23 protein-coding genes and 1 tRNA gene are annotated in these 26,359 nt (G+C 34.9%); 14 read left to right on the plus strand and 10 right to left on the minus strand.

Annotation, left to right across the window (positions count from 1 at the left end; all coding sequences use genetic code 11):
* The first annotated feature begins 117 nt into the window (after positions 1–117).
* The 4 genes from NBW37_RS05350 (at position 118) to petA (ending at position 4,573) form a co-directional block, all read left to right on the plus strand.
* The gene (locus NBW37_RS05350) at positions 118–993 is read left to right on the plus strand and encodes a tetratricopeptide repeat protein (RefSeq protein WP_250296037.1); all 876 of its coding nucleotides are present in this window, start codon (positions 118–120) and stop codon (positions 991–993) included.
* Positions 994–1,056: 63 nt separating this feature from the next.
* Positions 1,057–1,129: transfer RNA gene (locus NBW37_RS05355), tRNA-Val, on the plus strand.
* 49 nt (positions 1,130–1,178) lie between these two features.
* Positions 1,179–3,887 carry a DNA gyrase subunit A gene (gene gyrA, locus NBW37_RS05360; RefSeq protein WP_250296038.1) on the plus strand — a complete coding sequence of 903 codons (2,709 nt, stop codon included), beginning with the start codon at positions 1,179–1,181 and terminating at the stop codon, positions 3,885–3,887.
* An 86-nt stretch (positions 3,888–3,973) separates the two neighbouring features.
* A complete protein-coding gene (gene petA / locus NBW37_RS05365; protein WP_250296039.1) occupies positions 3,974–4,573 on the plus strand; it encodes a ubiquinol-cytochrome c reductase iron-sulfur subunit in 600 nt (199 codons plus the stop codon).
* A gap of 9 nt (positions 4,574–4,582) precedes the next feature.
* Here the strand turns inward: petA and priA are convergent, their stop codons facing one another.
* Positions 4,583–6,586: a replication restart helicase PriA gene (priA, locus tag NBW37_RS05370; protein ID WP_250296040.1), complete on the minus strand. Its 2,004-nt coding sequence runs from the start codon at positions 6,584–6,586 to the stop codon at positions 4,583–4,585.
* A 22-nt stretch (positions 6,587–6,608) separates the two neighbouring features.
* Between priA and NBW37_RS05375 the strand changes: the two genes are divergently transcribed.
* On the plus strand, positions 6,609–8,039 hold the full coding sequence (locus tag NBW37_RS05375) for a hypothetical protein (protein ID WP_250296041.1): 1,431 nt from the start codon (positions 6,609–6,611) through the stop codon (positions 8,037–8,039).
* A 191-nt stretch (positions 8,040–8,230) separates the two neighbouring features.
* A protein-coding gene (locus NBW37_RS05380; RefSeq protein ID WP_250295841.1) for an IS5 family transposase occupies positions 8,231–9,057 on the plus strand; the annotation gives its coding sequence in 2 pieces (ribosomal slippage) (positions 8,231–8,618 and positions 8,618–9,057; 828 coding nt in all).
* A gap of 343 nt (positions 9,058–9,400) precedes the next feature.
* On the opposite strand, the gene NBW37_RS05385 is transcribed toward NBW37_RS05380, so the two are convergent.
* From NBW37_RS05385 to NBW37_RS05395, 3 genes are all read right to left on the minus strand, one after another.
* The gene (locus NBW37_RS05385) at positions 9,401–10,273 is read right to left on the minus strand and encodes an IS982 family transposase (protein ID WP_250295817.1); all 873 of its coding nucleotides are present in this window, start codon (positions 10,271–10,273) and stop codon (positions 9,401–9,403) included.
* Between the two features lie 506 nt (positions 10,274–10,779).
* Positions 10,780–11,403, minus strand: coding sequence for a heme ABC exporter ATP-binding protein CcmA (ccmA, locus tag NBW37_RS05390; RefSeq protein WP_250296042.1), 624 nt, complete (start codon positions 11,401–11,403; stop codon positions 10,780–10,782).
* A gap of 3 nt (positions 11,404–11,406) precedes the next feature.
* A complete protein-coding gene (locus tag NBW37_RS05395) occupies positions 11,407–11,838 on the minus strand; it encodes a hypothetical protein (protein WP_250296044.1) in 432 nt (143 codons plus the stop codon).
* Positions 11,839–12,034: 196 nt separating this feature from the next.
* On the opposite strand from NBW37_RS05395, the gene aspS reads away from it, so the two are divergent.
* Both aspS and NBW37_RS05405 read left to right on the plus strand, forming a co-directional pair.
* Positions 12,035–13,837, plus strand: a complete 1,803-nt coding sequence (gene aspS / locus NBW37_RS05400; RefSeq protein ID WP_250297005.1) for an aspartate--tRNA ligase — start codon at positions 12,035–12,037, stop codon at positions 13,835–13,837.
* 35 nt (positions 13,838–13,872) lie between these two features.
* Positions 13,873–15,135 carry an MFS transporter gene (locus tag NBW37_RS05405; protein WP_250296045.1) on the plus strand — a complete coding sequence of 421 codons (1,263 nt, stop codon included), beginning with the start codon at positions 13,873–13,875 and terminating at the stop codon, positions 15,133–15,135.
* Positions 15,136–15,142: 7 nt separating this feature from the next.
* On the opposite strand, the gene NBW37_RS05410 is transcribed toward NBW37_RS05405, so the two are convergent.
* The 3 genes from NBW37_RS05410 to NBW37_RS05420 all read right to left on the minus strand — a co-directional run bounded on the left by NBW37_RS05410 (position 15,143) and on the right by NBW37_RS05420 (position 18,551).
* Positions 15,143–16,063 carry an RluA family pseudouridine synthase gene (locus NBW37_RS05410; protein ID WP_250296046.1) on the minus strand — a complete coding sequence of 307 codons (921 nt, stop codon included), beginning with the start codon at positions 16,061–16,063 and terminating at the stop codon, positions 15,143–15,145.
* A 167-nt stretch (positions 16,064–16,230) separates the two neighbouring features.
* The gene (locus tag NBW37_RS05415) at positions 16,231–17,778 is read right to left on the minus strand and encodes a penicillin-binding transpeptidase domain-containing protein (RefSeq protein WP_370273071.1); all 1,548 of its coding nucleotides are present in this window, start codon (positions 17,776–17,778) and stop codon (positions 16,231–16,233) included.
* On the minus strand, positions 17,733–18,551 hold the full coding sequence (locus tag NBW37_RS05420; protein WP_250296048.1) for a polysaccharide deacetylase family protein: 819 nt from the start codon (positions 18,549–18,551) through the stop codon (positions 17,733–17,735). The genes NBW37_RS05415 and NBW37_RS05420 overlap by 46 nt, the downstream gene beginning before the upstream one ends.
* 123 nt (positions 18,552–18,674) lie before the next feature.
* Here NBW37_RS05420 and NBW37_RS05425 point away from each other — a divergent pair, with 123 nt between their 5' ends.
* From NBW37_RS05425 to NBW37_RS05450, 6 genes are all read left to right on the plus strand, one after another.
* Positions 18,675–20,183: a YifB family Mg chelatase-like AAA ATPase gene (locus NBW37_RS05425; protein ID WP_250296049.1), complete on the plus strand. Its 1,509-nt coding sequence runs from the start codon at positions 18,675–18,677 to the stop codon at positions 20,181–20,183.
* Positions 20,184–20,266: 83 nt separating this feature from the next.
* Positions 20,267–20,764, plus strand: coding sequence for a hypothetical protein (locus tag NBW37_RS05430; RefSeq protein WP_250296050.1), 498 nt, complete (start codon positions 20,267–20,269; stop codon positions 20,762–20,764).
* A 237-nt stretch (positions 20,765–21,001) separates the two neighbouring features.
* Positions 21,002–22,198, plus strand: coding sequence for a cell division protein FtsZ (gene ftsZ, locus NBW37_RS05435; protein WP_250296052.1), 1,197 nt, complete (start codon positions 21,002–21,004; stop codon positions 22,196–22,198).
* The gene (locus NBW37_RS05440) at positions 22,198–22,596 is read left to right on the plus strand and encodes an EVE domain-containing protein (RefSeq protein WP_250296053.1); all 399 of its coding nucleotides are present in this window, start codon (positions 22,198–22,200) and stop codon (positions 22,594–22,596) included. The genes ftsZ and NBW37_RS05440 overlap by 1 nt, the downstream gene beginning before the upstream one ends.
* On the plus strand, positions 22,590–23,042 hold the full coding sequence (ybeY, locus tag NBW37_RS05445; protein WP_250296054.1) for an rRNA maturation RNase YbeY: 453 nt from the start codon (positions 22,590–22,592) through the stop codon (positions 23,040–23,042). Before NBW37_RS05440 ends, ybeY begins: the two co-directional genes overlap by 7 nt.
* 86 nt (positions 23,043–23,128) lie before the next feature.
* Positions 23,129–23,917: a succinate dehydrogenase iron-sulfur subunit gene (locus tag NBW37_RS05450; RefSeq protein ID WP_250296055.1), complete on the plus strand. Its 789-nt coding sequence runs from the start codon at positions 23,129–23,131 to the stop codon at positions 23,915–23,917.
* Positions 23,918–23,920: 3 nt separating this feature from the next.
* On the opposite strand, the gene NBW37_RS05455 is transcribed toward NBW37_RS05450, so the two are convergent.
* The 3 genes from NBW37_RS05455 to NBW37_RS05465 are packed head-to-tail and all read right to left on the minus strand — an operon-like array spanning position 23,921 to position 26,351.
* Complete coding sequence (locus NBW37_RS05455; protein ID WP_250296056.1) at positions 23,921–25,057, minus strand: hypothetical protein; 1,137 nt, start codon at positions 25,055–25,057, stop codon at positions 23,921–23,923.
* Between the two features lie 42 nt (positions 25,058–25,099).
* Positions 25,100–25,879: a GNAT family N-acetyltransferase gene (locus tag NBW37_RS05460; RefSeq protein WP_250296057.1), complete on the minus strand. Its 780-nt coding sequence runs from the start codon at positions 25,877–25,879 to the stop codon at positions 25,100–25,102.
* Complete coding sequence (locus NBW37_RS05465; protein WP_250296058.1) at positions 25,869–26,351, minus strand: phosphatidylglycerophosphatase A family protein; 483 nt, start codon at positions 26,349–26,351, stop codon at positions 25,869–25,871. Before NBW37_RS05465 ends, NBW37_RS05460 begins: the two co-directional genes overlap by 11 nt.
* Positions 26,352–26,359: the final 8 nt, after the last annotated feature.

A 26,359-nucleotide genomic window follows, 5' to 3' on the forward strand; every position in this document is an offset into this window, starting at 1 on the left:
TGGAAATAAAGCGAAATATGGAAGACAAAAGATAAATGCATTCTACGCAGCATCGCTAATTAATAATATCTTTATTATTGTATGAGATAGGTAATTTAGCATTTATGAATTTGTAATGTGTTACGCATAGCTCAAAGAAATAAGGTTTACTGGTTACACGCTGCAGCCAATGCCACAACACTAGGATCTATGTTTGTCTGCATGTTAATTTGCGTTGTGATTTTATGGAGGTCTTCTGTTACCTATGCTAGTGAAAATTTGGAGATACAAAAGGCCTTTGATAGTGTTGTCAAGCATATAAAAGCTGATAAAAAATATAAAGATCTTGATGTTATTGAGAGAAAAAGTGATAAATTTAATATCAAAATTTCGCAGAATTCTGGCAAGAGTTTTGACATATACTCTACTTTAAAAAAAGCAAAAGATTCCTTTGAATCAGGAGATAATGAGACAGCTATTTCTCTCCTTAATCAGATTACCGCAAAGTTTCCTTATCATAAAAGTGCTTTAATTGGACTAGGGAATATTTATTACGCTAATAAAGAATACAAAAAAGCTGTAGAGATTTACACAAGACTGTTAAAAGAATACCCTAGTAACCCTTACATATTAAAAAATTTTCTGACGATAATCTCACAATATGATCCTGATCTGGCGTTGAGTGAAATGTTGAAATTGTATGATATACATAAAAATTATGCTCCTTTATTAGTAAATTTAGGTCTGATTTATATGAAAAAGGAGGATTATGTAAAAGCTAAAGAATATATGATAACTGCTATTTCCCTTGATGAAAACAATATTTTTTATACCTATAATTTAGCTGTTATTCTGGATAAGCTCTCAGATTTTAAAAATGCTACAATATTCTACTTAAAGTTGTTGAACATGGCTACAACCTCGAAAGATGTGAGCGAAAAAATACCTTTATACAAAGTGACAGCAAGACTAAAATTTATAAAACTCCACAGTGCGCACTCAGCGATTTCATAAGAGCTACTTAAATCGCTATTTTTGTTTACAATAATAATATTGAGCTATAGAATTAGATTAAAGGGGCGATTAGCTCAGCTGGTAGAGCATCTCGTTTACACCGAGGAGGTCGGCAGTTCAAGTCTGTCATCGCCCATTTGCTTAACTAAATGTTAAGATTAATTGCTTCGATCAAAATATAGAAAATGCAAGATAATATAGTACCAATTTCAATAGTAAAAGAGCTGGAAGATTCTTATCTCTCCTACGCAATGAGCGTTATCATAAGCCGGGCTATACCTGACGTGCGGGATGGATTTAAACCTGTTCATAGGCGCATATTATATGCAATGTCAAGGGCTGGATTCGATGCCGGTAAGCCATATAAAAAAGCGGCTCGTATAGTTGGGGATGTAATGGGGAAATATCACCCACATGGTGATACAGCTATTTACGATTCCTTGGTTAGAATGGCTCAAGATTTCTCTCTTCTTTTACCACTTATTGATGGGCAAGGTAACTTTGGTTCGATAGACGGAGATCCACCAGCTTCAATGCGATACACAGAAGCAAGACTTCAAAAAGTGTCGCACTTTTTACTGAATGATATTGATGAAGATACAGTTAATTTTAGGCCAAACTATGATGGAAATGAAACAGAGCCTGTTGTACTGCCTGCAGAATTTCCGAATCTATTGGTAAATGGTGCAAGCGGTGTTGCAGTTGGTATGGCAACCAATATTCCTTCTCACAACCTTGGAGAAATAATAGATGCTTGTATGTTATATATAGATAATCCTGAAGTTACTTTGGATGAGTTACTTGAAGTGATGCCAGGGCCGGATTTTCCAACTGGGGGAACGATTCTTGGAAGGTCTGGAATAAGATCAGCGTTTGCAACTGGTCGTGGATCAATTGTTGTGCAAGGCAAGACTCACATGGAAGACTTGCCACAAGATAGGCAAGCAATAGTGATTGATGAAATACCTTACCAGGTAAATAAAGTAAAATTAATTGAGAAGGTAGGTGAGCTTGTAAAAGAAAAAAGAATTGATGGCATAACAGAAATTAGGGATGAATCCGATAAGTCTGGTATTAGAGTAGTAATTGACCTCAGAAGAAATGCTGAAGCAAGTTTTATACTTAATCAAATATTGGGACTAACTCCACTAAGAAGTAGTTTTAGTGTTAACACTTTAGTCCTGAGCAACAACAGGCCTGCTTTGATGTCATTAAAAGAAATCATAGAGGCCTTTATTGATTTTAGAAAAGAAGTATTAATCAGGAGAACAGAATTTCGTCTAAGAAAAACAAGGGAAAAAGCTCATATATATATAGGACTCTACATTGCGGTCCTCAGCATAGATGAAGTGATAAAAATCATCCGTAGTGCAAAAGATCCTGCGGAAGCAAGCAGAGAACTTTTAAATAAAGAATGGAAAACTTCGAATGAAATCAACACTATTATTGAGTTGATTTCAGATAGCGCAAGCTTTTTGAAAGACGGAGTGTATAGATTAACTGAGCTACAAATCAAGGCTATCCTTGATATGAAACTGCAGCGTTTAACAGGTCTTGAAAAAGACAAATTAGAAGCTGAGTTAAGTTCAATGATCAACCTGATAAAAGAATATATCGCTTTTCTTGGCTCAGGAGAGAAGTTGATGAAAGAAATAAAAAACAATCTACAAGAAATAAAGAACAGATTTGCTGTGCCGCGAAAAACTTCAATAGAGGAATCAGATACGGACATTGAAGCTGAAGATCTAATTCCACAAGAGGATATGGTGATAACCGTAACTATGAATGGTTATATCAAGCGTGTGAAACTTTCTCACTATAGAACTCAGCGTCGTGGTGGAAAAGGAAAGCTAGGACAGGGATTAAAAGAGGAAGACGTAATTACAGAATTATTTGTGACAAATACTCACACTAGTGTTTTGTTCTTCTCTAACATTGGTCGAGTTTATAGATTAAAAGTTTATAAATTGCCTCTTGCAGAACCAACTGCACGTGGAAGAGCGCTTGTTAACATATTTCCGCTTAGCGATGGTGAAACTATAACTAATATCATGCCATTGCCAAGTGAAAATGACGAAAATCAAAACATAGTTTTTGCTACTGCTCATGGGAACATAAGGCGCAACTCTTTAGCGGATTTTCACTATATTCCAAGCAATGGAAAAATAGCAATCAAGCTCGATGAAGGAGATAAGTTAATATCAGTTAAAGTATGCAATGAAATTGATCATGTTTTTCTTTCAACAAGATTCGGCAAAAGTATCAGATTTGTTGTAAGTGATGTGCGTCAATTTAAGAGTCGCAATTCAGATGGCGTAAGAGGTATCAAACTTGTAAAGAATGACAGCGTGATATCCATGACCATATTAAATGGGATAGGTGTAGCAACAGAAACAAAAGAACTTTACTTAAAAGTTCCTCTTGCAAAAAGACTGGGGACTGCAATTAATAACTCCATTGATTCCAAATTGGAAAAGACTTTGAATGATTTAGGAATAGATAACGAATTATTCTTAAAACTTGCAGTGAATGAGGAATTTATATTAACTATTACCGAAAATGGCTTTGGTAAAAGAACTTCTGCGTATGAGTATAGAATAACTAACAGGGGTGGTGTTGGTATCACCAATATTCTTACTACTAGCAGAAACGGTAATGTTGTTGCTAGTTTTCCAGTTGAGCAGGGTGATAATATCATGCTTATTACAGATAAAGGAAAGTTAATTCGTATTTCAGTAAATGATATCAGGATTGCAGGACGTAGCACTCAGGGAGTAACTCTATTTAAAACAGAAAGTAGAGAAAAGGTGGTGTCAGTAGCGAAAATTGAAGATCCTGATTCCACTGAAGATAGTATTTCTGAAGTTGAAAACTCTATCTCTTCTCAACTGTAGTACAGGTTAAACAAAAAGCGCAAGTTTTTGTTGATTAATACGCAGTATTTAAATTAAAATATATACTTATGGCTAAGTAAAGATTAATGGACAAAAATTTAACTAAAAATAAAAAAACACTGGCAGACAAAGAGGATAAAAAAACACCTCCTGTTAAAGATCTTACTAAAAATAAGAGTAGGAGAGATTTTATAACATTAACTACATGCGCTATGGCAGGTATAGGAACTGCAAGTGGACTTTGGCTACTGGTTAAATCTATGAATCCTTCTGCTGAAGTTCTAGCAACTTCCACAGTGGAAGTGAATTTGTCTGGAATTCAGGAAGGACACGGAGTAAAAGTAAAATGGCAAGGTAAACCAGTATTCATTCGTAGGCGTACAAAGCAAGAAATTGAGGCTGCAAGGACTGTTGATGTGCAAAACTTACGTGATCCTCAATCAGATGAGCAGAGAGTACGTGAAGGAAAAGATGAATGGTTAATCATGATCGGAATATGTACACATCTTGGGTGTGTACCAATTGACCATGCTACAAGAGATGGTAATGGTTGGTTCTGTCCTTGCCACGGTTCATATTATGATACATCAGGCCGAGTAATCGGGGGTCCTGCGCCGAAAAATATGGCTGTACCTGATTATTTTTTTCCCAGTGAGAATGTTGTGGTAATTGGCAAGAAGGCTTAACGGAACTTGTTAAAAAAAACTCACAGGATCAACATCTATTATCACTGCAATACTCGAATTCAAGTTACAATTTTTAATCCAACATTTCAGCTTTTTTTGTATAGATAGACTGTGCTTATTGTGTATTTTTAGCAACACCCTATACCGATACTTATTATTTAAAAAATTTATCGCTGCTGGTGATGGGCCAAGAATTTCAAATTCCTTTTTGTCTGCACCTACATTTTTTTCCTGGATACAAGTAGTTGAGCTACTTGGATGACAAAGAAGAGATTTTACTATTTCATTTGCTGCTTTTTGTGTTGCAATCTGATTCTTACCACAAATTATAAGCGCTATTAATCTGCTAAATGGTGGCATTTTGGCTTCGCGTCTTGACTTAAGTTCGATTTCATAAAATGAGTCCCTTTTTTGATGTAGCAATGCTTTTATTATTGAACTTTCAGGATTATTGGTTTGCACTATTACCATTCCTTTTTCATTAAACCTTCCTGACCTGCCTGCAACTTGGTGCAATAATTGATACGTCTTTTCCGCTGCTCTTAAATCAGAATTTTCGAGGCTCAAATCTGCATTTATTACTCCAACCAAAGTTAATTTAGGAAAATTGTGCCCCTTAGCAATTATTTGTGTGCCGATTATAATGTTCACCTCTTCTTTCAACACTAAGTCAATGACATTACTAACCGACTTTTGATCGCTGCTTATAATCGCAGTTTTTGCGTTTGGTATTAATTTCACCATTTCTTCAAGTAACCTTTCAATTCCTACACCATAAAGGGAAAATGACTGTTCACTCTGGCAATCAGAGCATTTTTCTGGAAGTTTTAATTGATAAGAGCAATGATGGCACAAAAGAGCATTTTTTTTCTTGTGATATGTAAGCCATACAGCGCAATTTAGGCAGGAAATTTTGTATCCACACTTTTTACAAACTGCCAGTTGTGCATACCCTCTGCGGTTTAGAAAAAGCATAACCTGCTGTTTTTTCTCTATGGTTTGTTTGATGCTTTCAAAAAGCTCAGAGGAGATCCATTGCTTGTTGTGCCTCATATTCACTACTTTAATGAGTGGCAATTCTGCACCACCAAATCGCTTGGTTAGTTTTACATGATTGTAATTCCCGCTTTTAACATGATGAATCGTTTCAAGCAGTGGAGTTGCTGATGATAAAATAATCGGAATATTTTCAAATTTGGCTAAGATTATCGCCATATCTCGAGCATTATATATAATTCCCTGTTCTTGTTTAAAAGATGAGTCGTGCTCTTCATCAACGATAATCAATTTTAGGTTTTTATAAGGCAAAAAAAGCGCTGACCGTGCACCAATAATTATTTGCGCATTTCCACTTGCTATATTGAGCCAATTATTCCGGCGAGTTTTTGGAGTGAGTCCTGAGTGCCATTCAACTAAGTTTTTTGATATCTGACCGCGAACACGATTTACCAATTGTGAAGTTAAAACAATCTCAGGTAGGAGGATTAAAATTTGTGCATTGTTTACAGCTTCAACTAACTTTACAATCACAGACAAATAAACTTCCGTTTTTCCAGATCCTGTCTCACCGTCAAGCAAAGTCACTGAATACTCATTCAAACTGCTTATTATTTTATCGCTAGCTATCTGCTGTTCAGGACTCAATTTGCAGCTTATTTCACTTATTTCCTGCTTCTGCTTAGCACAAACTAATTTATCTATGTGATTTACTTTTAACACTCCTCCCATTATCACTTTGGCAAGCATACCAATAGGCATTACATTGTATTGCGCAACCCACTCTGCAAATGCGATCAATTTTGGTCTAATATTTGGTAAATCGATTTTTTGCTCAATAAATTTTAATTTTCGATCGCTTTTGTCACTATATCTCCAAACTATCCCTATTAAGCGTTTTTTGCCAAATGGCACCACCACGTAATCTCCAAGTAAAATCTCAGTATTTTCCTCAATTGCATATGAAAATAACTGATCAATTGGAAGTGGTAGTAATACACTAATTGCTTTTGCCATAGTAATTGAGTTTAGCACTGTTTTGAAAATATTTGCTTGGTTTTTGTGGGCTGATTTATTAAACTTAACCTATACTAATTTTATCAAGAAAAAAGATATGATTCAAAAAAATAACATTGAAAGCGTTCTTGACAATCCAGATCTAGTTGAAACTTTACCTGAAGATATGGGAATAGCATTTCACTGGATAGCAAGGGATTTTGGCCAATCAATTGGTGAAAAGAACATAGAACGTGTTCAAAAATTTGCACAATTAGAATCGCAGCGTACGTTTTATGTTGTAGTACATGGACTAAAAGATGAACAAATAGAAGAACTAAACGAGCAGTTTAATGCATGTCATAACGTAAAAGTGCTGAAATTTAATTCGTTAAAGTCAGATAAAAATCAGTACGACTTACATCTTGTTGGTTATGCAGAGAAAAGAAATAACAGAGCTATAAAATTAGAACAATATTGGAGTGATATATATTCTGAAAAAGTAAAAAGAAGAATGCACTTCAGTAATGAAATAGATTTGATGAAATATCATTTAGCAATTCATTCCGATCAAATAGTTGGAGTTGGCAACCCACTTGCAGTTTTTGATTTTGATACTTTACCTGTTGAAGGAAAGAAAATTGGCAAGGTCAAGATAATAAAAGAAGGGGTTTTACTTGCCTATTTATCTGAAGGTGTAGATAAGAATGCAAGGCTTGATTTACCTATACTTGCTGTGTCAAAAGAGGATAATAAAATACTTCGTGCTTTCCAACAAGGACTTCTCGATGATCCTACTCCTAATTTCTTTAGAGAAAGCTATATAGCAAATACGTTAATATCGAAAATAAGATGTGGCAATATCTTAAATCTATTAGAACTTATTGGTATAAGTAGTGCTTCTTCTGATCATCCTGAAATGTATGACGAAATATATGAAAAAGCTAATCAGTTATTTGCATTCAATAGAAATGAAAATGTTATCATTGCAAGTGATAAAAGCTGGCATTACAGCAATTATATTAAAGCTAACAATACTTCACGCAAAACTGATACTGTTAAGCAATCCACTCCAAATCCTATTGATTCTACTACCACACAACAGGAACAACCAGTAGATAGAGCAACTTCACCTCAAAAAACACCTGTCAGTAACGAAAATAACAATGATTTGCACAAAAAACACAGTACTCAGTCACTACCTGTAGTAGACAATAAAATACCTAATTCTCCACAAAAACAAGCTTCAGGAATTTCTTTGAGAGGATGGACAATTATAGGCTCAGCATTGTTGTTTGGTGCTATAGGGGCTACATTAGTTGCAATAGGAATTATACCTGAAATTACCGCTATTGGACTCATTGCAACTGCTGTATTATTAGGAATTGTAGGTGCAGCATTAGGTTGTATAGTAGGGTATCTTACAGACATAACAGTAAACAAATGTTGTAATAGTGAAATGAAAGCTGCATAACTAATGTCATTCAAATAACTCGTCTAGACATGTTTTTTTCTGGATTCTAGTATTGTGTGCACAACTGCATGAACATTGCGATTTGAGAGCAACTTTCACTAGGAAGGGTGTATGCAAACTGGTTCCTTTATGATGGCAGTAGACTTCTTTCAAAATTGAGGGAGAGAGAGTAAGATCAAGTATTTGGAAGCATGAAATATAAGGAAATAGAAAAGTTAGAAGGAGAAAAGTTTCGACGTTTAACGGGGGTAAAAAAATCAACATTTAAGAGAATGGTAGAAATTCTAGATGAGGAGGATAAAAGGAAAAAAGCTAGAAGTGGAAGAAAAAGCAAACTTTGTATAGAAGATAGATTACTTATGGCACTGGAATATATGAGAGAATATCGTACATATTTTCATATAGGACAAAGTTATGGCATGAGTGAAAGCAACTGTTTTAAAATAATAAGGTGGGTAGAAGACACATTAATAAAACATCCAGATTTTGCATTACCAGGAAAAAAAGATCTATTAAATAGTAATGTAGAATACGAAGTTTTGGTAATAGATGGAACTGAAACAGCAGTAGAAAGGCCAAAAAAAAGCAAAAGCGCTTTTACTCTGGAAAGAAAAAAAGGCATACTATAAAAACACAAATAGTAACAGAGAAGAAGAGTAAAAAGGTCGTATGTACATCTTTCTCCAATGGTAGAAAACATGATTTTCGGATGTTTAGAGAATCAAAGATAGCAATATTACCGCAAACTAAGATCCTAGCTGATTCTGGTTACAGAGGAATGCAAAAGATACATAAAAATGTTGAATTACCACATAGAAGATCAAAAAAGAATCCTTTATCAAAGGAGAAAAAAGCAGAAAATAGATCTCTCTCTATACGAAGAGTGGTAGTTGAAAACGTAATCGGCTTATTGAAAAGGTTTAAAATCATTTCTGACAGATATAGAAATCGACGAAAACGTTTTGGCTTAAGATTTAATTTGATTGCCTCTATTCACAATAGAGAGCTCCTTTCATGAATTTTGAAAGAAGTCTAGTGCCCTCTTCTTGTCATCCAAGTAGCCCCTCTTCTGTCATCCCAGTGCTCCTAATAATGTCATCCCAGTGCCTCTATAATGTCATCCGAGTAGCTGACACTGGGATCTAATTTTCCATAAATGGTGCATTTTAACATAACTTTTATACTTAATAAAATTCCCAGTGTCACGCACTGGCCTTCCTAGTAGAGATCGCTTTTGTAATTGCAACATTCATGCAATCTTTAGCCATAAACATTAAGAAATTTACCAAATGAAAAAAAGGCAAAAGAAGCCCCGTGGTTGGCTAATTACTTACATTATACTTTCAAACCCCAGTTGCGGATTAATCAATATAGTAAAATCTAGAAATACAGGGCTTTTTAGGCTTCATGGAATATGAAACTAATGTGGAAAAGACGTGCACCAAGAAATTTATTGGAGACCTGTGCCTTGAATGCTCAAGCTCAAGTCTGTCTTTTAGGTAGCCAAAAACTGTTTCAATAATCGACCTTTTTCTTAAAAAAATCTTTTCTTCAAGTAGCATTAATGTGTTTTTCATACCTTTTTTTACTTTGGTAACGAGTTTTAGTCCTCTATCGAAGAGTTTTGCAAAGAGCTCTTTCTTTATATAGCCCTTATCACCAAACAAAAGACCAGTCAGTTTTTCAGTTAATTTTGGTACTGGTTTTCTGTCGTCAACGTTACCTTTAGTAAGTGTAACTCCTTGAATTTCACCTTTTTCATTAATTACCATATGCAATTTAAAACCAAAAAACCAGCCATATGTAGTCTTTCCAAGCTTTGCCAATCCTTTGAAAACTTTGTTTCTTGAGATTCTTTTTGGATGGCAAACAGCGATAGATGTTGCATCTATGTACGAAATCCCTGTCATTTTCGACTGCTCACATAGCCATTGCAAAAGTAATGCTAAATACCATAAAACCCTCGGTTTTAGCCTAATAAATCTACTATATGTTGGCAAATTTTGAAACTCAGATCCATATAGTGCTTTCAAATAATATGTATAGAAAGATTTAAAGTCCTCACATCTAGATTGTTGATAAAGTAAAATTATAGTAAGAATTTCAGAATGCGTAATCTCTGGCGTTCTGGTAGGTTTTTTACTGTTTGGCAGGAGTTTTTCTGCGAAATTTTTGTTTATAGCCTTGCAAAAATCGTCTACAAAGCAAAATAATTCTGTTACATTTTTATTCATGGGTAACCTCTCTACTTTTTGATAATATGTTTCCGGAGTTTACCCTATTTCCCTATCTTTTTCACTGACTTCTAATCCGCAACTGGGGTTTTCAAGTATGGCGTTTTTTTATTCTAAACGTTTAATAACCGCGACTCAGCTGCTTTTAAATGCAACTAACCTTAGCTATAAATGTTTAAGAAATTTACTAAACAGAAAAAAAGGCAAAAGAAACCCTAGGGTAGCTAGTTATTCACTATCCATTTTTTAAGTTGGCGTTTTTTTATGTTTTAAACGCTTTATAAGCGCGTTTCAGCTTATATAGGTAAAAACCCGAAGATTTTATAAAGACATAGAATGCACATAGTGCAAAAATTAAGCATGATTTACGCCAAATACATTAAGTTTTTTGTCATTAATCCACTGCAGAGATTGCGAAGATAAATAAATAGCTTCAGTGTTTATGATAAGGAGGCTGGCGGAGTTTGTAAAGTAATTTTTTCGTTTCTAACGGTTATTGCCAAAAACTATACAAGAAGTCTATTGAAATCGCGTATATCAATCGTTGTAAAATCACACAATTGCTCTGTAGAGCTATGTCCTGTAATAATTACTATACCATTTTGCTCAGAGCGTATTGAGATTAGGTTCAGCACTAATTCACACGTTGCACTATCAAGATTACAAAATGGTTCATCTATCAGCCAAACACTTGCATTAGAAATCAAGAGGCGAGCAAGCGCAACTCTTCTTTTCCAGCCTGCAGAAAGTTCACCATATCTAATATTAAGTACAGGTTGCAACTGCAAGCAACAAATAGCTGCCATAATCAATTCCCTAGTATTTCGTATTCCTGCCCAGAATTCTATGTTTTGGGCAACAGTTAAGCTATCTTTACAGGCATTCTTATGGCCTATATAGACCATAGAAGGTATATAGGATTTTGGATCATCATATATGTCTTCTCCGCAGTGCCTTATATTGCCTGATACCGGCGGTAAAAGTCCAGATAAACTTCTAATTAAGCTGGTTTTACCACTACCATTTGGACCAGTGATTAGAATCTTTGATTTTGGTTCAGCTTTAAAGCTAAGATGTTTAAATAATACTTTGTTATTACGAGCGCAGGATAAATTTTCACATTCGAGCATGAATTATCTGCCCTTCCCCTTATGTTTACCTTGAGTTGAAGCCTGAGCTTTTACAAACAGCTCCCAAAATCCTTTCTGGCCGCCTTCGCTATGTATCAATTGTGCAAAACGCTTCATTAAACCATTACCCATCATAACCATCTTTGTCCATTTACCTACCGGTTTTGCTATGTCAACTATTTCTGGATCTTCTTTATAAACTTGCACATCTTTTTGCTTCTCGCGTAGCATTTCCTGTTGTTTCATCAATTCTTTTTGCTTGTTTTTTTGATATAATTCATTGAATTTTCTGTCTTCTTCCCACTCTTCTTTAAAAACTTTTCTAGGAAATATGATTTTTCTAATGCGATTTTTGTATATTTTTCTCAAAAAGAGAAATACTTTGACTATAGCAAGTAATGTTACGCTATATAATATGATCTGTGTAAGTGGCATTTCCTGTATCTAATTCATTAAAAATACCCTTACTATTATACCATAATTATAGAAATTGTGCAATTTTTTTGCGGGTAAAGACAGTATAAAAGCAACACTGCTCTATTTCAAAAATTGGACAAATATCTGACGAATGGGCTTGTATGTAATAAGGTTTATTTCTATACTTTTTAAAGAATTTAGAAGTGAAACAAATATGAACTGCTACAAGACTCACACGTGTGAAGAATTAAGAAAGAATGATGTAGAAAAAGAAGTTACCCTTTCTGGATGGTTATACCGTAAGCGCGATCATGGTAACCTAATCTTTGTTGATTTAAGAGACTTCTATGGAATCACTCAACTAGTATTTAATAATGATAAAGACTTTTTTGATGAGATATCAAATTTAAAATTGGAGAGTGTAATTACTGTTACAGGAATAGTTGAAGCTAGAACTGAAGATACGGTAAACACCTCTATCGCAACCGGCGAAATTGAAGTTATAGTTAGTAATTTACAAGTTGAATCGGAAGTTGAGTTCCACAGTGATGAAGAAATAGCAAAAGAAGAAAGAAGTATATTAGCGAGCATTGCTGGCGAACAAGAATATCCGGAAAATATGAGATTTAAATATCGTTTTCTTGATTTAAGGCGTGAAAAAACCCGCAACAATATTATTCTGCGCTCACAAATTATTGCAGAGCTCCGCAAGCTCATGATAGAGCAAGGGTTTTTGGAAATTCAAACTCCAATACTTACTGCTTCGTCCCCTGAAGGAGCACGTGATTATTTGGTGCCAAGCAGACTAAATCCTGGTAAATTCTATGCATTACCGCAAGCTCCACAGATTTTTAAGCAATTACTCATGGTTTCAGGGTTTGATAAATATTTTCAAATTGCACCGTGTTTCCGTGACGAAGACGCAAGGGCTGACCGTTCTCCGGGAGAGTTTTATCAGCTAGATCTTGAAATGTCTTTTGTAACTCAAGAAGACATCTTTCAGATTATTGAGTCTACCTTATATAAAGTGTTTGCTAAATTTTCTCGTAAGTCTGTCGATAAAGATTTTCCACGTATTACATATAAAGAGGCAATGCTTAAATATGGTTCTGATAAGCCAGATCTGCGCAATCCACTATTAATCAGCGATGTTACAGAAATTTTCCGTGATTCAGAGTTCAATATTTTCAAAAGCAATATTGAGCGTGGCATGGTAGTGAGAGCCATCCCTGCACCTAAAACAGCAGAGGAACCACGTAGCTTCTTTGACAAAAAAATAGAACATGCACAAAAAGAATTTGGTGCCAAAGGGCTTGGATATATAACATTCGATAAAGATGGCACTGCAAAAGGCCCAATTGCTAAATTTCTTGATGACAATAGGCTAAATTCCATAAAAGAAATAACGAATGTAAAGCCAGGAGATAGTGTATTTTTTGCCTCTGATAAAGAAAATGAAGCAGCAATAATCGCAGGAAAAGTACGCATTCTTTTAGGGTCAGAACTCAGTCTTATAGATGACAATACCTTCAAGTTCTGCTGGGTTATTGATTTTCCATATTTTGCATATGACGATAAAAGTAAAAAAATCGACTTCTTTCATAACCCATTCTCCATGCCGCATGGTGGTCTGAAAGATTTAGAGGAAAAGAATCCACTCGATATCCTTGCTTACCAATATGATCTCGTTTGTAATGGAATAGAGCTGTCAAGCGGGGCGATTCGTAATAACAAGCTGGATATAATGTATAAAGCTTTTGCCATTGCAGGTTATAGCCGGGGAGAAGTTGATACAAAATTCGGCGCACTTGTACGTGCATTCAGATTTGGTGTTCCCCCTCATGGTGGAATAGCACCAGGAGTTGATAGAATGGTTATGCTACTTGCCGATGAGCCGAACATTCGTGAAGTAATCTGTTTTCCTATGAATCAGCAAGGTGAAGATGTTCTAATGGGTGCTCCTTCTAAAGTAGAGGATAAGCATTTACGTGAATTATCCTTGAAGGTTATTGAATAAAAATTTTTATAGTGGGGTGTGGTAAACCGGAAGTCATGAACAATATTCAAAAAGCAATACTATCGGGCATAATCTGCAACATGATTATATGGTATGAGTTAACTCTGTTTGGAGTTTTGACGCACATAATAAGCAATGTTTTCTTTCCTTCAGAAAGTGATTATTTAAGCACAATCAAATTTCTTGGTACTTTTGCAGTTGGCTTTGGATTTAGACCACTTGGTGCATTTATTTTTGGTTACATTGGAGATAAATACGGCAGAAGGAAGATTTTGCTGACTTCTGTAATATTAGCTTCGATATCATCTACTGCAATTGCGATTATACCAAGTTTTAGAGAAATAGGAATATTTTCTCCTATACTGCTTCTGCTTTGTAGGATAACACAAGGAATTGCAGCAGGTGGAGAAACGAGTATCAACTCAGCTTTTTTAATAGAACATTCAAGCGATAAAAAAAATCTAGGTTTTTTAGGTAGCATGAAAGCTTTTAGCGGCGCTCTTGGTTCTATTACATGCTTTGTAATGATAGCTATTTGCAAAAAGTTTACAGGTGAAAGTTATGGAATTTGGGGTTGGAGACTGCCCTTCTATTTCTGCTTTATTATGGGTGTAATAGGTTTTTCAATAAGATGCATGATGGAAGAGAGCTTAGCATATAAAGTGCATGATCAAAATAAAAGTTTATCTAATTCTCCATTTTTAGAATTAATCAAGAATTATAAAAGAGCATTTGTGATAGCAATTGGACTTGGCGTTGCCCAAAATGCAATTGTTTATTCAGCAATCATGTTTTACAACATATCTGTAAAAGAACTTATTCTCTCAGGTATTGATATTAAAAATGTAGTAAGGATCATAAGTGAAATTATATTTGGAGTGTCTGCAGTGCTATTTGCGACGTTATCTGATAAAGTTGGAAGAAAAAACGTGATGGTTCCTTTATTAATAGTGCTGGCTTGCATTAGCTTGCCAGCATTTTCGCTATTGTCCTGTGATAACCACTATATTATAACGCCCGTCTATTTATTAATGACCATACCGATAAGTGCATCTTTTGGAATATATAATTCTCTTGCCTGCGAATTATTTCCAACAAAAGTGAGATGCACTGGCTTTAGCCTCGCACATAATATATCTGCAGGTATTTTTGGCGGTCTTTCTCCATCGATATGCATGTGGCTTATAGAAAAAACCGAAACAAAACTTGCAGCAGGCATTTATCTTACTGCCTGCGCATTAATTAGCCTAATATCTGTGCTTCAAATCAAAGCCAAAGACAAAAAAGTTGATTGGTGAAATCGTTTCAGTCAAAAGATAGCACTTCTATAGATTTTTTGATATGTCTAGAAATAGGTGCAGTAATAGTGATTTCTTTATTGCTTGGTAATTTTAAAGATAAAGAATGCGAATGAAGGTGGATCTGATTTGCTACCCCATCAATAAAAGCTTTTTTACCACCATATTTACCGTCACCAAGAATAGGGCAGTTTATATGGGCCAAATGTGCACGTAATTGATGAGTTCTACCGGTAATTGGTTGTAATTTTAAATAAGCTACATTGTGTTTTAACCTTGCTATAATTGAAAAATGCGTAGTGGCACTTTGAGGTGAGCCTTCATCAACGACCACTTTTTCTTGCCCTGAAACATATTTTTTTGCCAATGGATAGTCTATTGTTCCACTATCCTTGCTCGGTATGCCAGAAGTTAATGCTAGGTAAGTTTTTTTTATCCTCCGTTCTTTAAATTCCTCCATAAGGTATCTGGCAACACTAGCATTGCGTGCGAATATTATCACTCCGCTTGTGTCTCTATCAAGTCTATGGACAATTTTAAATATTTCTCCCTCTCTTATTTGGTCAAGCAAATCACTAATGCTAATCTTTACTTTTACGCCACCTTGAACGATGACCCCTGCGGGTTTGTTTATAGCTAGTATATATTCGTCTTCATATAATATGTTCTCTCTTAGTAGATTCACTAACTTCTCATTATATTTGCGGTCAGAATTAGTGTTTTCAATATAATCTAAGTATTTTATCGTTATAGTTTGCCCAGAGTTTACTCTGTCACTAGACTTTGCTTCGCAATCATCAACTTTGATTAACCCTTTCCTTAAAGATTTTTCAATTACAGATTGCTTTAGATCAGGAAAGATTCTTCTGATGTACCTATCCAGCCTAACGTTATTATCTTCTACTGATATGGTTTTTATATTCTCCATTACTTTATTTGGATGTATGCTAGTATCAGCTATTTGCATGACATAAAGTAAAGTATAGCACAAAATATACCTTGTAAAATCACTTCTTAGAATGTCTGTAAAAGACAAGAATTAACTGACAGAAGAATTAAAACTAATATCAGGCTGTTGTTTAATGCTACTAATCTTTATCTTTCAAGCATATACTGAAATATTTCATTAGCTATAGCAACATCTTGGCGTGGGGCTTTGCCGTGTTCTATAAACACAGAGATTGCGTAGCGCGGGTTATGGTAAGGGCCATAAGCGATAAATAACTTATGACTTGCGCCCTTAGAGTTTATTTCTGGTGTACCAGTTTTACCGGCAATTTGTATACTGCTTAGCCCTTTTCTATAGTTAGAATTCACCACGTCAAACATAGCTTTTCGAACTATGCTAAGATGCTCATGATCCACATCAATTTCAGGAAAATTTTGCATCGTTTTACTCATCTTAATGCGGGGAATTACCTCTTTTCCTGTTGCAATCCTCGCTGCAAGAACTGCAAGCTGCAGTGGTGTTGTAAGTATATATCCTTGTCCTATAACTAAGTTGATAGTGTCACCTAAATACCACTGCGAATACAGCTTTCGTGCGCGCCAATCTCTACCTGGCAACAACCCTGGAGCTTCTTCCTTAAACGTTCCAATCAGTGACCCACTGCCAATACCAAATTTTCTGGCCATTTCCACCAGAGAGTCTACACTTATTTTTTTTCCTATATTATAAAAGTAAGTGTTGCATGAGAGAGCCATTGCTTCATTTAAAGATACATATCCATGGACTTTGCTTTTCAGGCAACGAAATTTCCGCTCACCTATTTTCATATAGCCCTTACACGAGAATTTCTCTTCTGGTGTGATTATTCCGTCCTTTAAACCTGCAAGCGCAACTATTACTTTAAATATTGAACCAGGTGGAATTTGATACGACAATGCACGATTCACAAGTGGTAGTGAAGGAGTATTCAAGCTTTCCCAAGTCTCATTTGATAGTCTGCTAGCAAAAAGATTATTATCGTAAGAAGGTGAATTATATAATGCTAAAATTTCTCCATTATTTACATCAATTACCACTGCGGAGCCCTGGTGATCTTTAAATACCACTGCGATTTTCTCTTGCAGATTAATATCAACTGTTAGCTGCACATCTTGTCCGTCTTGCTGTGGTATGCTTGATAATTCTTTTATGACGCGTTTTTTAGAATTTATTTCCTGCTCAGATTTTCCTGACTTGCCTTTCAATATATGATCATATGTATATTCAATACCGCTGATTCCTACTTCGTTTATGCCTTGCTGTTTTTTTGTATATCCAAGTACATGAGAGCATATCGACCCAAACGGGTAGTAACGTTTATAAAGAGCAGTTATTTTTGTTTCCGACGATCTTGCTATATCAGATTCAATTTCTGATAATGTTTGCAAATCAACTTCCTTACCAGAACCATCAAACAAAACAACATACGAAATTTTGTTTACCGCAAGTTCAATGCTATTCCTATCTAAAACTTTGCCTCGCTGAGGCATAATAGCGGTGATTCGTACCCTATTGTTATTAGACAGCGTTTCGTACTTTTGTCTGTTTCGTATTTGTAAATTATATAACCTATAGCTAAAAATAGCGGAAATGGTAAGCTGAATACCACCTAATATGAATGCTCTGCGGTTAAAGACTTTGTTTTTTGTCCGCATAAAACTCCTTCTTCTATTGGTATACTTCTGGCTTTTACTGCATTACAAACCTTTTTTTCCCACTCACTTAAGGTAACAAGCTTGTAGCCTGATTTTTTTAGTATTTTAATAATATGAGGTAAAGCTTCAATTGTGTTTGATCTGTTATTGTGATCATGAAATAGTACAATTGCTCCATTGTGTACATTACTTAAAACTCTTTCAACTAAAGTTTCTGGCTTATCACCTTGCCAATCTAGCGAATCAACTGTCCATAATATCGAATACATATCCAATTTATTAGTATTTTCAATCAGATGATCGTCATGACATCCATATGGTGGGCGAAACCATTTTACATCTTGTTTTGTTGCATTTTTAATTGCTGTATTTGTCTTTTCTAGTTCTTGCAATTGTTCCTCACTTGAAAGCGATGTCAATTTCCTATGCGACCAAGAGTGATTGCCTAACTCATGACCTGATTCATGAATTTTCTTTACTGTTTCAGACGTTTTTTTATTTATACGTTCACCAAGCACAAAAAATGTTGCTTTTGCTTCATAGCTTTCCAGAACATTAATAATATCGTTTACTCTATTGTTAGACGGTCCATCATCAAACGTAAGCGCAACAAATTTATCGTCATTATTCAATAATTTTTTTATATTACTTAAATTCCTATATGATAGATCTAGATTACAACTGAGCCCACAATATGGTAAATTAAAATTACAATCACTACAAAAAACTGCGCTTGAGTATAGCAAAAGAAAAGCGATTATCCTTATAAACATTTTGTAATCAGTAAAGTGATAGGATATTATGCACTTTTTTGCTAAGTTAAGCCATCTTTAATTGCTAGCCTTTACTTCATCACTTCTTTAATATATTGTATTAATAATTTTATATAATATATTATGATTGCAAATATAAACACCATTGCGCTTCAGGGAATTAGCACAGTAAGTGTCAATGCGCAAATCCACATGGCAAATGGTATTCCAGCTTTTAATATTGTTGGCTTGCCGGATAAAACTGTTGCGGAATCCAAAGAGCGCATCAGAGCAGCGTTAAATTCAATCAATCTTCTGCTACCCCCAAAAAGGATCACGGTTAATCTTTCCCCTGCGGATTTGCTAAAAGAAGGTAGTCATTATGACTTGGCTATTGCTATTGGACTGCTTGTTGTAATGAATGTGATACCAGTTGAAAAAGTTCAGTCTTATATCATTATGGGTGAGCTTGCACTAGACAGCAGAGTCATACCAGTCTCAGGAGTACTTCCAACAGCAATTAATGCAAAAAAGGACAATAAAGGAGTAATTTGCCCAAGGGGAAATGGAGTAGAAGCTTCATGGGTAAAGAATGTTTCAATTCTAGCTATAGAGAAATTAACCGATATTATCAGACATTTTAAGGGCGAGCAGTCAATTCAGCCGGTAACTTTTAACTATAGCGCTGCACCCAAAGAAAAAAGATTGGTTCCCGATATGAAGGATATCAAAGGCCAAGTTGTTGCAAAAAGAGCAGCTGAAATTGCAGCAGCAGGTGGGCATAATATGCTTCTTGTTGGACCTCCTGGTACTGGAAAATCAATGCTTGCTAAACGATTTGTAGGGCTATTGCCTGATTTGACCGAACAGGAAATGATTGATGTTAATATTATTTCCAGCATCACAAAAACTGGTAATGAAATATTCAAAGTAGCTCGCCCCTTTCGTGAACCTCATCATTCATGCTCTATGCCAGCAATGATAGGGGGAGGAAAAAACGCAAAGCCCGGAGAAATCACTATAGCTCATAATGGTGTGTTGTTTCTTGATGAGTTACCTGAATTTCCAAGACTTGTGCTTGATTCTTTGCGTCAACCACTTGAAGATAGAAAAGTTACTGTTGCAAGAGCGAATGCTCACATAACCTACCCTGCCAATTTTCAACTTATAGCTGCAATGAACCCCTGCAGGTGCGGTTATTTAGGTAATGCAAGTAGATCGTGCAACAAAGCTCCAAAGTGTGGCGCAGATTACAAAAACAAAATATCAGGGCCATTGCTTGATAGAATAGACATATGCATCGAGATGCCAAACGTTAGCATACTCTCTCCTGAAATCTCTGTAGAGGGAGAAAGTACCGAGATTATTAGAGGAAGGGTGATAGCAGCAAGAAAAGTTCAAACTGAGCGTTATAGTAAATTGAATGTTCGTTGTAACGCAGAAGTAAGCGGTGAAGCACTGAATAAATTTACTGAGCCAGATCAGGCAGGGTTAGAATTGTTAAAATATGTACTGAAAGAAAATTACATTTCCAATCGAGGCTACACACGTGTATTAAAAGTTGCAAGAACTATTGCAGATCTTGCAAAAAGTGAAGAAGTAAAAAGAGCGCACATCGCCGAAGCGCTGAATTACAGAATAAGGATATATTAACAAGTTAATTTATTTGACAGGCAACTTTTTCTACTATATATTACCCTTAGTGAAATTTTAATGTTTTGTTTAGGAGTAGAATTATGGCATTAACAGATTATGAATATAAGAAAAGAGATGGTTTTTTTCATGCTATTTCGGAAGGATATAAACAAGCTGATGATTATTGGGGAATCCCAGGTGGTTTTAGTGGGTTTGGTCAATATGTAATTAATAATAAATTAAAAACAGCTGTGGTTTTTCTTGTTATACCTTCAGCAATAGCGCTTACAGCTGCTTATTTTATGAGTCCAGCTTATGCAGCTTTTGTTGACATAGCTGGAGCAAAAGTTGCAGCGTTTGCTGGTCCTGCCATTGCTAAGTTATCTGCACTTGCAGCTGCTCATCCACTTGCTGCTAGCTTGATAATTGCTATTTCAGTGGTAGCTTTAATAGCTGCACCTGTGCTTGCATATAAGAACAGTGATAAGGCAGAAAGAATTGAGGAAGCACGTGAGTGGATTGAGAAGGAAAGCCCAAGTAACAACTTAGACAAAGCTAAGCTAGCACTCCTGGGAGAGGCACAAGCAATAGACTCGTAAGAAAAGGAATAAGGTTTCTATCCCTTTTTATAAACATTTTCTATTTTTTTGTATCAGTTAAATGATGTCACCTAAAAAACTAGTTACTATTAATTAACGGCACTTATTAGCATAAATGTTAAGAATAAGTAAATCTCGTTTACTATTTATGTCTATAGAAGCGAAAAGTATTTGCATATTGTTAAAAAAGCAGTAACTTATTATGAAGTGAATTCACTAACTATTTGAGTAATTTAAATGTCAATTGACCTTAGTTTACCAGAGCTGCCTATATTACACCCAAGGATTACCGTTGTGGGAGTGGGTGGTGCTGGTGGAAATGCTGTGAATAACATGATCCAATCCAATTTGCAAGGAGTAAATTTTGTTGTAGCAAATACCGATGCTCAAGCGTTAGAGAAGTCATTATGCGATAAAAAAATTCAGCTTGGCATTAATTTAACTAAGGGGCTTGGTGCTGGTGCTTTGCCTGATGTTGGCAAAGGTGCAGCAGAAGAATCAATCGATGAAATTATGGAGCATATAAAAGATAGTCATATGCTTTTCATCACGGCAGGAATGGGCGGCGGTACTGGAACCGGTGCAGCACCGGTAATTGCAAAAGCGGCCAGAGAAGCAAGAGCTGCAGTTAAGGATAGAGCGCCAAAAGAAAAAAAGATATTGACTGTTGGAGTTGTGACTAAGCCATTTGGCTTCGAGGGTGTGCGGAGGATGCGTACTGCAGAGCTTGGACTTGAAGAACTGCAAAAATACGTGGATACACTTATTGTCATTCCAAATCAGAATTTATTTAGAATTGCAAATGAAAAAACTACATTTTCTGATGCATTTAAACTTGCTGATAATGTTCTGCACATTGGCATCAGAGGAGTAACTGACTTGATGGTCATGCCAGGGCTCATTAATCTTGACTTCGCTGATATAGAAACAGTAATGAGCGAGATGGGCAAAGCAATGATCGGCACTGGAGAGGCAGAAGGAGAAGATAGAGCAATTAGTGCTGCAGAGGCTGCAATATCTAATCCATTGCTTGATAATGTATCAATGAAAGGTGCACAAGGAATATTAATTAACATTACTGGTGGCGGAGACATGACTCTGTTTGAAGTTGATGCTGCAGCCAATAGAGTGCGTGAAGAAGTAGATGAAAATGCAAATATAATATTTGGTGCTACTTTTGATCAAGCGATGGAGGGAAGAGTTAGAGTGTCTGTTCTTGCAACTGGCATTGATAGTCGCGATAACAAATCAGAAACTTCACCTATAAGTCAGAGCGAAGACTCAGAGAAAGAGAAATTTAAGTGGCCCTATAGTCACAGTGAAAGTATGCAAGACAAAACACTGGAAACAAAACCAGCTGAACAGGTAAGCGAAGGAGCTAAGTGGGGCAGCAATATCTATGATATACCAGCTTACTTAAGAAGAAAAAAATAATGCAACTTTGGCTACTCAAGTCAGAGCCAAGTGAATACTCATGGCAAAAAATGGAAAAGGAGCAGGTAGTTGAGTGGGATGGCGTGCGCAATTATCAAGCTCAAAATTACATGAAAATTATGAAAGTAAGCGATCTTGCGTTTTTTTATCATACAGGTAAAGAGAAAGCAATACTTGGAATAGTTGAAGTATTTAAAGGGTATTATCATATTAATGATCCCAAATTCGGATTAGTGAATGTAAAGTTTTTGAAACCTTTAAACAACCAAGTAACGTTAAATAATATAAAACAAAACTCACTTTTAAAAAATATGGCTATATTAAAACAACCACGTTTATCAGTTTCTCCAGTTTCGGAAATTGAATGGAATGAAGTAATAAGGATGAGTGAATGTTAGAAGTAAATATTCTTGATGAGAAATGGCACAGCATCATAGAAAATCCTGAAGATTTTGTATTGGATATCATCAATGCTTCTCTAAAAGAATTAAAAATAGACCACTATAAACCAAATATATCAATAGCTCTGGCTGATGATAATTTGCTGCACCAACTTAATTTAAAATTTAGAAAAATGGATAAGCCAACTAATGTACTATCATTTCCGTGTGAACAATTATCTAATGAGTGTGATTTAGGAGATATAGCAATTTCAATAGGCACAATAGAAAGGGAATCGCATGAGTATTATATACCCATTCTTGCTCACATTGCACACATGTTAGTGCATGGATTACTGCATTTACTTGGTTATGATCACCAAAAAAAAGATGAAGAAATTATAATGAAAAATCTAGAAAGAGAGATTTTAGCTTCGCTTGGCTACAATATGTGCGCGATTTAAAAGGAATTTAATAAAAATATAGTAGACGATAATAAAATATGTTATCTACAAAGGGTTTTAGCTATAAACAATAAAAGGTAAGTGATATGGTTCAGTTTTCTTTGCCAAAGAATTCTAAGATTAATCAAAAGGGCAAAATTTATCCTATTCCTGCTAGAGCAAAAAACATCAGAAGATTTCAAATTTACCGTTGGTCTGCTGATGACGAGAAAAACCCTAGAATAGACACATTTTTTATTGATATGGATAGTTGTGGCCCTATGGTACTTGATGCATTAATAAAAATAAAGGATGAAATAGATTCGACTTTAACTTTCAGACGTTCTTGTAGAGAAGGCATATGTGGATCTTGTGCCATGAATATTGACGGAACCAATACTCTTGCATGTACTAGATCTATACATGATATAAAAGGTGACGTAAAAATATATCCATTACCTCACATGTATGTGATAAAGGACCTAGTCTCGGACTTGAGCCAATTTTACGAGCAATATAAGTCAATTAAACCTTGGTTACAAGCAGATAAGCCTGCCCTACCAAATAAAGAATACTCTCAATCTCCTGAAGATAGAAAAAAATTGGATGGCTTGTCCGACTGTATATTATGTGCTTGCTGTTCGACTGGTTGCCCAAGCTACTGGTGGAATAGTGATAAATTTTTAGGACCAGCAATACTATTACAAGCCTACAGATGGATTGCTGACAGCCGTGATAATAAGACAGATGAAAGACTTGATGTTTTAAACGACCCATTCAAGTTGTATCGTTGTCATACAATAATGAATTGCACAAAAACTTGTCCTAAAGGACTTAATCCGGCAAGTGCAATAGTGAAAGTAAAACAGCTCATGGTAGAGAGAGAAGGAGCTTAAGTATCATCTTTTGTATTCTTCGTAACAGAACAGCAAACCTTCTGAAGCGTAGGGTATTGTTAATACCCTGAACGCTTTTCCATTTGTGAAGTGTATCGTATCATCGTACGATTCAAATAATTTTTTGAATAACTCATGTCTTTGGTTACTAATAGTTTGAAAATCCTCTTTTTCTAAAAGCTTTTTAGATTCGAGGAGATAAAGCATAACTTCGTGATAAGTTGGGTAAGATGCCAAAAATTTTGGGTCAAATTGAAAAGTTTTTATGAAAGCATTATTATAAAATTTTAGCTTTTGATTCTTACTATATATTACTATAGCAACCGGTAACCTCTCAAGCAAATTTTTCTGTGTAGCTAAATAACTGCTTAATTCAGTATATAATTTCTCTGCATCACTAACATCTTTCCCATACATTACTATGCTACCAGAATCTTGTATTAGAATTTTAACAAAATCGAAAACCTTAGGTTCATTCTTATAAGTTATGACATGTCTTACTGGTTTTGTGTTATGAGCGCTACTGGTAATAGCAAATTTCTTAGAGCCATTTACATATTTATCATAAAATAAGTTATAAAATTCCACCTTTCTACTCTTGTTATATTTTAGTATTGGAAATGGTAAAGAGTTGAAAATGTTTTTATAGCTCTCCACTTCTTGTGTAAGCTTACTATTTTCTAACTCAAGTCCGTTAGCTTTTATCTTATAGTCTGAGACATTCCTTATCCATAATAGCACACCTATCACATTGTTAGAATCATCTATTATGCTTCTACCGTAACATATGCAATAAACCTCACTGTCCTTTGACTTTAAATCTAGAGTAAAAGATTTATTTATTTCCTTTGCTTTAACAAAATTTTTAATTAAGCTTTCTGATTGCTCAAAAAAATTCACAAACTCATTAAACGAGTAAAAAACAGTATTAAGCAAAATTAGTAAGTTGGGAGAGAACTTTTCTATACGTTTTTTTGCATCCCAAATATAAAACCCATCATTCACAGTATCAATTAAATTATTTATGATAACATTTTGATGCTGTAAGTTCTTAATCTTATTACTAATTTTTAATTTAGAATAAGAGAGAAAGAATAATATTAGAATCAATATTAAAACCACTTCATACAAAAAAAACATAGCATTTTTAAAACAAATGTAAAAATTTGTAACCGCTCAGAATTATGCTGAAGAGGTATATAAGTAAAGATTGCCTAACATTTGAAAGCCCAATCTCTTATAAAGGTTTACAGAAGGCTTCATACAATGTGCTACTATATATTTGCATTCAAGCTGTTTAGCTATCTTTATTCTTTCTAAAACCATTTGGGTACCTATTCCACGATTCCTGTAAATTGGTAAAACTCCATCACTATAAAAACCAGCTACGCTGTCTTGAACATAAAGACCGCATGTCCCAATAATTTCATTATTTAGTGTTACAAGAAAAAATCTTAATCTTGAGTTCTTATCATCATAATTTGATAATCCGCGAAAAAATGTGCTGACAATTCCAACGCCATGATAAAAAATTTTAGAAGTATGTAGATCTAACTGTTCTAAAAGACCGCTACCATTTACGGCATTTAACCTCAAATTTGAAATAACATCAACAGGTAAAAAGTAATTTTTCATATTAAGTAAAGCTTTTTTTGGTGTGCTAACGTGTTTTACTTCACACTTTTCTAAAATATCTCTTATTTTCATATGTGAATTTATTACCCATGTTGCTTCTATATCTCTTGTTCTGAGATAATCTAGAGTTTTTTGTATAGAAAGCTCGGTACATTGATCTCCACAGAACACAAAATTAAATAATGACTCCTTGGTACCATTTATTGTAAATGTAACGTTATCAAATTCATCGTGGACTTCCCACTCAGATAAATTTGCTGCGTACAGTATATAATCCTTCAGATTTTGAACAATTAAGCTTGAATAATAAATTTTTTTATCCTGCATATATCAACAATAAACAATAAAATGCTCCTATAAGAACACAGGCTAAAATTGCAGCTATAATGTCATCTAGCATAACACCTAAAGGACCTTTGGTATTTTTATCGATCAAATTTATAGGCCACGTTTTTATTATATCAAAAAACCTAAAAGAAAAAAAGCACAACAACAATAAAGAGCAATTTATCTCTTGGCTTAACAATATCGAAACTAAAAGTATTGTCAGCAATTGACCAACTACTTCATCAATTACTACCTCTTTTGGATCACATGAAGTCTTGTAATGTTTTATATAATTGCCTATAGACCATAATCCAATCAAGAATAATAAAAAAATAATTGCTGCACCTAAAATTCTGTTACTCAGTATTACAGGAACAATTGGATAAGAAGCTAAGCTGCCTACAGTACCTGGCATTTTTTTTACTGTGCCAGACAGCCACCATGTTGATATCAATTTATATAAAAATTTCACAATACACC

It is taken from the genome of Wolbachia endosymbiont of Oedothorax gibbosus (assembly GCF_936270145.1).
Classification (GTDB): Bacteria; Pseudomonadota; Alphaproteobacteria; order Rickettsiales; family Anaplasmataceae; genus Wolbachia.